Origin of the sequence: Shimazuella kribbensis DSM 45090, from assembly GCF_000428065.1 — a bacterium.
Taxonomy (GTDB): Bacteria; Bacillota; Bacilli; order Thermoactinomycetales; family Thermoactinomycetaceae; genus Shimazuella; species Shimazuella kribbensis.
This window is the reverse complement of the sequence record NZ_KE386619.1, coordinates 19,006-19,412: the sequence shown is the minus strand read 5'-3', so window position 1 is coordinate 19,412 and position 407 is coordinate 19,006. Positions and strand designations below refer to the sequence as shown.

General features: G+C 57.0%; 1 pseudogene. It reads left to right on the top strand.

The features are described from left to right. Positions 1 to 407, top strand: a pseudogene (locus A3GQ_RS25310) (hypothetical protein); the annotation flags it as partial.

The following is a 407-nucleotide window of genomic DNA, read 5'->3' as shown; positions in this document are numbered from 1 at the left end:
CACTGGTCCAACCGGAGCAAGAGGGATAACAGGTGTAACTGGTCCAGCAGGAATCACTGGTCCAACCGGAGCAAGAGGACTAACGGGTGTAACTGGTCCAACAGGAACCACTGGTCCAACCGGATCAAGAGGACTAACAGGTGTAACTGGTCCAACAGGTACTACAGGTGCAAGAGGAGAAACTGGTCCATTAGGAGGGGCAACGGGTGCTACTGGGTCAACCGGAGCGACTGGGTTAACCGGAGCAACTGGAGACCCAGGAACTGCTGGAACAACGGGAGCGACCGGATCAACTGGAGATCCAGGAACTGCTGGATCAACGGGACCAACCGGAGCCACTGGGTTAACGGGAACGACTGGAGACCCAGGAACTGCTGGAACAACGGGACCAACCGGAGCCACTGGGT